Source organism: Staphylococcus sp. HMSC062H10, assembly GCF_001836945.1.
GTDB classification, from domain to species: Bacteria; Bacillota; Bacilli; order Staphylococcales; family Staphylococcaceae; genus Staphylococcus; species Staphylococcus aureus.
The window spans coordinates 1-8,634 of sequence record NZ_KV830969.1 but is presented as its reverse complement, the minus strand read 5'-3'; the positions used below and the strand labels follow the sequence as shown (position 1 = coordinate 8,634).

Annotated in this window: 6 protein-coding genes and 2 pseudogenes; 3 read left to right on the top strand and 5 right to left on the bottom strand. The window is 30.1% G+C overall.

Annotation, left to right across the window (positions count from 1 at the left end):
* From HMPREF2658_RS14555 to HMPREF2658_RS02385, 4 genes and pseudogenes are all read right to left on the bottom strand, one after another.
* Positions 1-119, bottom strand: a pseudogene (locus HMPREF2658_RS14555) (tandem-type lipoprotein); the annotation flags it as partial.
* 108 nt (positions 120-227) lie between these two features.
* Positions 228-985, bottom strand: a pseudogene (locus HMPREF2658_RS02395) (tandem-type lipoprotein).
* Positions 986-1,290: 305 nt separating this feature from the next.
* The gene (locus tag HMPREF2658_RS02390) at positions 1,291-4,152 is read right to left on the bottom strand and encodes a DEAD/DEAH box helicase (protein ID WP_000088708.1); all 2,862 of its coding nucleotides are present in this window, start codon (positions 4,150-4,152) and stop codon (positions 1,291-1,293) included.
* Position 4,153: 1 nt separating this feature from the next.
* On the bottom strand, positions 4,154-4,546 hold the full coding sequence (locus HMPREF2658_RS02385) for a (deoxy)nucleoside triphosphate pyrophosphohydrolase (protein WP_000755944.1): 393 nt from the start codon (positions 4,544-4,546) through the stop codon (positions 4,154-4,156).
* A 131-nt stretch (positions 4,547-4,677) separates the two neighbouring features.
* Between HMPREF2658_RS02385 and HMPREF2658_RS02380 the strand changes: the two genes are divergently transcribed.
* From HMPREF2658_RS02380 to HMPREF2658_RS02370, 3 genes are all read left to right on the top strand, one after another.
* A complete protein-coding gene (locus HMPREF2658_RS02380) occupies positions 4,678-6,486 on the top strand; it encodes a phospho-sugar mutase (RefSeq protein WP_083320050.1) in 1,809 nt (602 codons plus the stop codon).
* 283 nt (positions 6,487-6,769) lie between these two features.
* Positions 6,770-7,036: a SaeRS system activator ScrA gene (gene scrA, locus HMPREF2658_RS02375; RefSeq protein ID WP_000678763.1), complete on the top strand. Its 267-nt coding sequence runs from the start codon at positions 6,770-6,772 to the stop codon at positions 7,034-7,036.
* Between the two features lie 139 nt (positions 7,037-7,175).
* Positions 7,176-7,484, top strand: a complete 309-nt coding sequence (locus HMPREF2658_RS02370; RefSeq protein ID WP_000217713.1) for a hypothetical protein — start codon at positions 7,176-7,178, stop codon at positions 7,482-7,484.
* 126 nt (positions 7,485-7,610) lie between these two features.
* On the opposite strand, the gene galU is transcribed toward HMPREF2658_RS02370, so the two are convergent.
* On the bottom strand, positions 7,611-8,477 hold the full coding sequence (gene galU / locus HMPREF2658_RS02365; RefSeq protein WP_000721337.1) for a UTP--glucose-1-phosphate uridylyltransferase GalU: 867 nt from the start codon (positions 8,475-8,477) through the stop codon (positions 7,611-7,613).
* Positions 8,478-8,634 lie beyond the last annotated feature (157 nt).

The window sequence follows — 8,634 nt, the reverse complement described above, 5'->3', positions numbered from 1 at the left end:
TTTTCTTTAATTTGTTTATCTTTACTGCTTTCTTCCTTTTTCATTCCGCAAGCCCCTATAAAAACAGATAGTATTATCAAGCATAGACACAATTTTACCCTTTTTGAATGAATCATCATTTCTCCACCTTATATTTTTAATACTGACTCAGTTTTTAATATTTACAACTAAAGCAAAAAATTATTTTGAACACTTTATGGAATTTTTATTCCAAACTTCTATTAACCCTATTCAGTAGGTTTGAAATTAATACTATCAGAAAAATACACATTTTCTTCTTTATTTCTTATAAAGTTAAATTCTAGTTCTTTAGAACCTACGGATGAGCCTTTTAAATCGCCAGATCCTCTCAATTTTAATTCCGGAGCCCTTTTGGTTGATATATCATATCGTTTTCTTAATTGTTGGACATTATAATCATCATTATTCAATTGATAGTTTGCGGAATAACTTGGTACGTTAGGATTGTATGAAATATCCCCATCTTTATAATCTTTAAAATCTTTAAAGTTGCCATATTGTACAAAGAACTTAAAGTTTTCAATCTCTTTTTTTAACTTATCATCCGTTATGGGCTTCGTTGGAATAATTCGATTATGTTCCATCTTGACAGGGTATTTTTTTCTTTATTATGGACGTATCCTTTTTTGTCTTCTGTTATCTCACTTATTAAAAAATATCCCTTAGCTGTTCTAGTGTTACGATTGATGTAAAGTACCATCGCTCTGGATTTTAAGGCTCCTCCTTTTAATTGGATGTTCATTCCAGAATTAATAATCCAAGTCCCCTTATCTCTTTTATCAAATTCTTGATCGCGAAAACCTTCCTTATCGTAAAAGTCTTCAAGATTTTTAGTTGGATACAAGCTCAACGTTTTGTTGAAATTTTCTTTAATTTGTTTATCTTCTTTCACGTTACACGCGCTAATAAAAACAGCTAATAATACTAAATACAGCCAAATCCTCAACTTTCTTGAGTGAATCATCATTTCACATCCCCATTTTTATTTTTGATGCAAAGTTAAGTTCAAATTCCAATATTAATAATACTAGAGGAAATTTTATGATTAAATTCTCGTCGATTTTAATTGTTAGTTGTATTTTTCACATATCAACATCACAAATTATTTAAAAAGCGCAAATATCTTTATAATTTTTATTGGCCTAACCAACTAATTAATTAAGATAAATTGCGCTTATATTTAAAATAATAACACTGAAACTCAATGTCTTTACTTATTAAAATTGATGTTTAAATACATCTTTACTAACATTCATTTTTCGGTTTACATTAATTTGTTAGATAGCGATATATATCATCTCTTACAGCTTTATCGAGTGCTAAATCCATCGTTACTACGTTTGAACCATTCAGCATTTTATCTTGCTTCTCTGAACCTTCTATATATCCAGCAGTTCCTAAATAATAAAAATATATACCATCATCATCTTTTTTCTGTACAAAAATATACATTTTAATTCCTTTTGCTCTATGGGACAAAATTTTCTGAACTTCTTTTGTTTTTAGCGTTCTATTAGATTTAGTAAACCATTTTAATTCATCTTGACTTAAAAATTCATCTTCATATTTTGTGCTATCACTTATATCTTCATGCTTATCATAAGTGATAAATATTGGCATTTCTTGGCTTCTTATCATGTATCCCATGATTACAGACGAACCATTTTTATTCCAATTAAATATTTTGCTAAAATCTTCTCTTGAATATTTATTATATAAAATCAGTCCATTTTTACCTTTTTGGTATTTTTCATTGTTATACTTTGATAATTCAATAAGATCTTCTAAAAATATTTTAAATGTTTGATTACTTAGAGCATTAGTAAATGCATCGCTTAGTCTTATCATTCTTTCATTACGTTCTATAATGGGACTTCCATAGATTTTTTCAATTCCTGCGTTGTAAAATGAGAAATCTAAAATTCTTAATGAAGTATCTATATCATTTTCTGTTATATCCTTAACTTCGTTCAGCATTTTATTTTTTAATTCATCATATGTTAATTCATTTTTTAAAAGTTCTTCTAAAACTAAACTATCGATTCTTTTCAATCCAGGTGCTATTTGCCTTGAAAAGAAAACCAGATTTTTAGATTCATTTTCCGTCAATAAAGCATCTATTTTTTTATACCTTACTAAAAACTCGTAATAATTACTAAATTTAGAAAATATAACGCTTGGATCTATAGAATGTTGTTGTATAAAATCCATTAGTAACGGCATGTGTCCCAATCTATTTTCAACTTCTTCATAAGCTTTTAATATTAATTTATTTTGATTCAATGATACTGCATCCAATGAATTGTAAATCTGTTTTTTAGCAATTTCTTCAAAATTAATTGTAGATACTCCATTAATCGAATCGTTATTCGTTAAAAACTTCTTATAATTATCTTTATTTTGCGATTGATCCCCAGAAAGCGCAATCGGAATTAAATAATTTGTCTTATAATTACCAATAAAATCAATTACTGTAACATACTCTTTGTTTGAACTTTTTCTTAATCCTCTACCAAGTTGCTGAATGAATATAATACTAGACTCTGTTGGTCTCAACATTACAACTTGATTGACTTCTGGAATATCAATACCTTCGTTAAAAAGATCTACAGTTATAATATAGTTAATCTTACCTTCTTTTAATTTTTCTATTACAATTTGGCGATAATTAACACTATCATCTCCTGTTAAAGCAACACTTTTAATCCCTTTTGAACTTAGTTTATCCGCTAAATCATAAGCTTCTTTTTTGCTACTTACAAAAATTAATCCTTGTAAAATTTCACCTGAATATCCATAGTAATCTGTTTTTTGAATAATATAATTAACTCTTTCATCGGAAGTTAAATATCTCAATTTAGTTACATCATCTTCTTTTATACCTTGATGTACATAATCAGTCACACCAAAATAATGAAATGGACATAAAATATCACTTTCTAATGCAGCTTGTAACCGTATTTCATACGCAATATTATAATCAAATAGTTCAAATATACTTAATTCATCTGATCTTTCTGGTGTTGCAGTCATTCCGAGCATAAACTTAGGTTTGAAGTAATTAAATACTCGTTGATAAGTAGATGCAGCAGAACGATGTGCTTCATCAAAAACAATATAATCAAATTCTTTTTCATCAAATTGCTTAAAATTATCATCTCTAGATAATGTTTGAATGGTCGCAAATAAATATTTGGCATCGACATCTCTATGTTTTCCTGTCAACAATCCAAAATCACTATCATTTTTTATAGGTAATACTTTTTTAAATTCTTCCTTAGCTCTATTTAAAATCCCCTCATTATGGACAATAAATAAAAATTTATTAGGGTTTACTTCTCTAACATCTAATGCACATAAAATCGTTTTGCCTGTACCAGTTGCAGATATTATTAACGCCTTATCTTTGGCTTTATCCCTTATAGCTTTTAATGACCTTAATGCTTCTGCTTGCATTAAATTCGGTACAATTTCCACTGATTTTTTCACCTTATCAGCTATCAGCATTTGAGTTTGTTCAACCTCCGCTAATTTTTCTAAGGAGCGGTACTCAAATGATTCTTTATATGAATTAATCCATTGCTGAGTCAGTGGGGTACTGTTTTGCCATAACAAGTCAAATTCATTTTTTACACTATCAACCAAATCCCCATTTTTCATAGTAGACAGTAAAACATTATGCTCATAATTAACCTTTAACGCATTAGATGTTAAATTAGAGCTTCCTATTACCATAGAACTATAATCCTTATGTTCAAAAATATATCCTTTGGCATGGAATCCAGCAATATCGGTTAATCTTACCTCTACATTTTTTAATTTAAGTAATTCTCCATACATTTTAGGACTATTAAACCCTAAGTAATTAGATGTTAATATTTTCCCTTTAACACCCTTATTGCTTAAATCTAATAGTTGAGCCTTTAAGCTGGCTAAACCGCTTTCTGTTATAAAAGCCACAGAAAAATAGAACGTTTCACATTTTTGAAGTTCATCTATAATTGTTGAAAGAACTTTTTCATTTTTATTATTTACTAAAAGCTTCGGTGTATAATTACCTTTATGAGAAATATCTTTGTCTATAAACCCTTTATGTAAAGATTGATTGAAATCATTTAGTAATCTACTCATATTATCCCTCAGTCATAATTTTATTAACGGCTGGTATATCCGCTGGGGCCCAATTTAATTTATCAAGTTCGTTTATTGACAACCATTCAATACTCTTATGTTCAGTTAGAGTTGGTAACTCTTTGTTTAAAGTACATTTGTATGTTGTTAACCTAACAATTCCAAAATCATATTCATGTTCTGTAGTTATAACTTTGTCTCCAACAATTAGATCACATTTCATTTCTTCTCTAATTTCTCTAATCAAAGCGTCTTTTTCAGTTTCATTCTTTTCAATCTTACCGCCAGGAAATTCCCACATTAAAGGTAGACTCATTTCTTCACTTCTCTGTGCACAAAGAATTTTGTTATCAGAAAAAATAATAGCTCCTACTACATTGATTACTTTTTTCATAAGACTCACCCTTCAAATTAAAATCATCTTAATTGTTATTCTATCAAAAATTACAAAACTATATATAAATCAATATTAAAAATTAATATTTTTCAATTTCCTGCATGATATTTCACTCTTACATCTACTCCATGCATTTTCATACACATCTATTATATAATACTTGTGAAAAGTATTGTCTTGGGGCTGTGTTTTTTTACTTTTGGGGCGTATTTCTTTATAATTCATTACATAAATGTAAGGGCTTTAGTTTTCATGTTTTATTAAGTCTAACTGAGATTTTGAAAGGATGTTTAGCAACAATGAATAAAGAATTATGGATAGAAAGAGCTAATGATAGTTTAGTTAAACATTTTTATGAGCAGCAATCTGACATTGAACAGCGAGAAGGTTTTGAAAGTAAATTAACGTTTGGTACTGCGGGTATACGCGGAAAATTCGGTCTTGGTGAAGGTCGACTTAATAAGTTTACTATTGAAAAATTGGCATTAGGTTTAGCGCGTTATTTAAATGCCCAAACAAACAATCCCACAATAGTCATTCATTATGATATTAGACATCTTTCAGCTGAATTCGCCCAAATTATTGCTAATGTATTAGCAAACCATCAAATAACAGTTTATTTACCTGATACATATAAAACGACACCGGAATTATCGTTCGCGGTGCGCAATCTTAATACTAGTTCTGGCATTATGATTACAGCAAGTCATAATCCGAAAGACTATAACGGCATTAAAGTATATGGTTCTGATGGCGCGCAACTATCAACAGATGCATCAGAACTTGTAAGTCGCTATATTGAAGACGTTGGCGATCCATTACAGATTGATATACCAATTTCAAAACAAAATACATCTTATATCAAGCCATTTCCGAAATCTGTAACTGATGACTATATGAAACACATTCAAAATATGATTGACTATATTCCTAAATCTGATTTACAAGTTGTGTTCACTAGTTTGCATGGTACAAGTGTTCCGATTGTACCTAAGTTATTAAAATCTTTGAATTTCAATCAATTTAATCTTGTAGAAGCACAATGTAAACCTGACCCAAATTTTAGTTCAGTTCAAAGTGCTAATCCTGAAGACCATCGTGCTTTTGATCAAGCAGTCGAGCTAGCGCATAAAAATGATGCTGATTTATTAATATGTACTGATCCTGATGCAGATCGCCTTGGAATCGCTGTGCGTGATGTCCATGGTCAAATTACATATTTTAATGGTAACCAAATTGGCGCGCTGTTACTTAATTATCGTATTCAACAAACGTCTCAATTACGTCATCGCTTAATGATTCAATCCATCGTAAGCAGTGACTTAACAAAGTCATTAGCACGCTATAATAATGTTGAATACAAAGAGGTGCTGACGGGCTTTAAATTTATTGCTCAGGAAATAAGACAACTGGATGATTATCAAAATATGATTTTCGCCTTTGAAGAGAGTTACGGTTTTCTATCAGATCCTTTTGTACGTGATAAAGATGCCGTACAAATTGTGCCACTCATTATAAAATACGCTTCTGAGTTAAAATTATATGGCAAAACATTGAAAGATGAATTAGAACAGATTTATCAAACTGTTGGTAGACATGAGGATACATTATTCTCGCATACGCTAGAAGGATTAGAAGGGAAAAAGAAAATTAATGCAATAATGACCAAATTCCGTTCAAATCCACCGCAAGAGATTCAAGGACTGAAAGTGAAAGCAATTGAAGATTATTTAACTAGCGAGGTTTATCAGTTGGATAAAGATACAACGTCACAGATTAATTCTCCTAAATCAAATGTTATTCGCGTCTTATTTGACGAAGGATTTATCGCTTTACGTCCTTCTGGTACTGAACCTAAAATTAAATTATATGTGTCGTTAAAATGTCCGAATTTTGATGATGTAGCTCAAAAAATTAATGCGATGATTTTTAGCTAATTAAAAATTTTATACATCGAAATATTACATTTCATTTTATACTTATCAGCCCTTTTGAAACTAGAATCCTTATGTTTTCGCGTTTTGAAGGGGCTAATTTGTAATAATTTTTCAAAAGTATATTAGAAAATTAATTTTCATGTATTTTTCATATTAAGCGGTAATAATATAATAATTAATACCGCGACCTATTTAATTGTTTTCGCGATGAAAAAGGTTTAGAATTACAAAAATAACTATTTTAAATTTAGTTACAAATATATTTTAGAAAGGATGTGAAATAATGAAAGGCTCTAAACAAATACTTTTGATTATGGGCATTATATCTCTTATTGTTTTATTTATTTTTACATTATTCATCATGGCGCAATATGCAAAACATTATGAACAAAAATCCGACAGTTCCAACGCACATACTTTAAATTCATCATCAGCCATAATTGAGCAACATACTATGTCGAATATAGCGTCTCTAGATTTATACGCTCCTGTTCGTAACATTACTTCTAGTCGTGATATTCATCCCATTTATTTCATGACAAAAGATTAAAACTTCCTTTTTCATAACCCCATTCAACTAATAAATTAAAAAATGATAAAAACGTACTGTTTTTTAGAAACATACATATATAAGAAACGCATCCATTACTAAAAGACAGTACATTATATTCTATCGGGAAGGTGCAACAATGACCGTCAACATCGTATTTAGTATCGTATTCTGCATAAGTATGGTTATATTAGGCATTTATGTCGCAATAACTAAAGATTTCACACTAATTTCTTATATAAATCAAACGACCATTGCAGATAAACACAAGAACCAAATTGCATATATATTTGCGTTATGTATCAGTTTGAGTGCAGTATTTTTAATGTCTGCAATTCTATGCTTCGAATATGATTTTATTGCATTGTCATTCTTATTTTTAACGATAGCATTATTACTTATCGCATTATTCTACGTTTGCTTTTATAAAATTACAAAATATCCATAAATATTTGCGATAGTGTGTTGGTTAGATTTAATGGTGCGCTGTCAGTAAGCAATTGTTTGCGAAAAAAATACAACCTTGTACGAATACAAAGTTGCATTAATATAGAAAAATTTATGCTTTTTAATGTTATAAACCTAATTCTTTAATAAATCGTGTTAATTCTTCTCGCATACTGTCATCTTTCAATGCATATTCTATGGTAGTTTTAACGAAGCCTAATTTTTCTCCAACGTCATAACGTTCGCCTTCGAAGTCATATGCATACACTTGGTTATCATTATTCATACGCTCAATCGCATCTGTTAACTGAATTTCGTTACCTGCGCCTTCTTTTTGCGTTTTTAAATAATCGAAAATTTCAGGCGTTAATACATATCGCCCCATAATAGCTAGGTTTGATGGTGCCGTACCTTGTGCTGGCTTTTCAACAAACTTTTTCACTTCATACTGACGTCCATTTTTAGTTAATGGATCAATAATTCCATAACGATGAGTATCTGCTTCCGGAACTTCTTGGACACCTATAACTGAGTGCCCCGTTTCTTCATAAACGTCAATCAACTGTTTCACTGCTGGCACTTCAGATTCAACAATATCGTCACCTAATAATACCGCAAATGGTTCATTGCCGATAAATTGACGCGCAGAACTAATCGCATGCCCTAAACCTTTTTGTTCTTTCTGCCTTACATAAAAAATATTCGCAAGTTCCGTTGAATACTGAACTTTTTCTAGTAACTCAGATTTACCTTTTTCTTTTAAAACCATTTCTAATTCTTTTTGACTATCAAAATGATCTTCAATCGCGCGTTTGTGGCGACCTGTCACTATAATAATATCTTCAATTCCAGCTCTTGCAGCTTCTTCAACGATATATTGTATTGTGGGTTTATCTAAGATAGGAAGCATTTCCTTTGGCATCGCTTTAGTTGCTGGTAAAAATCTAGTCCCTAAACCAGCAGCGGGAATGATTGCCTTTTTTATTTTTTTCAAAGTTAATGTGCTCCTTTTCCTAAGTATTAAATCTATGTATCAACGTCATTTTAACACTAATTAGAACGCCTTCATAGTGTCATTGAGTATGTAATTATTTCTTGGGAAATTTGATTTAATTTTAAAAAACAGGCTTACTTCATATAATTTATGAAAT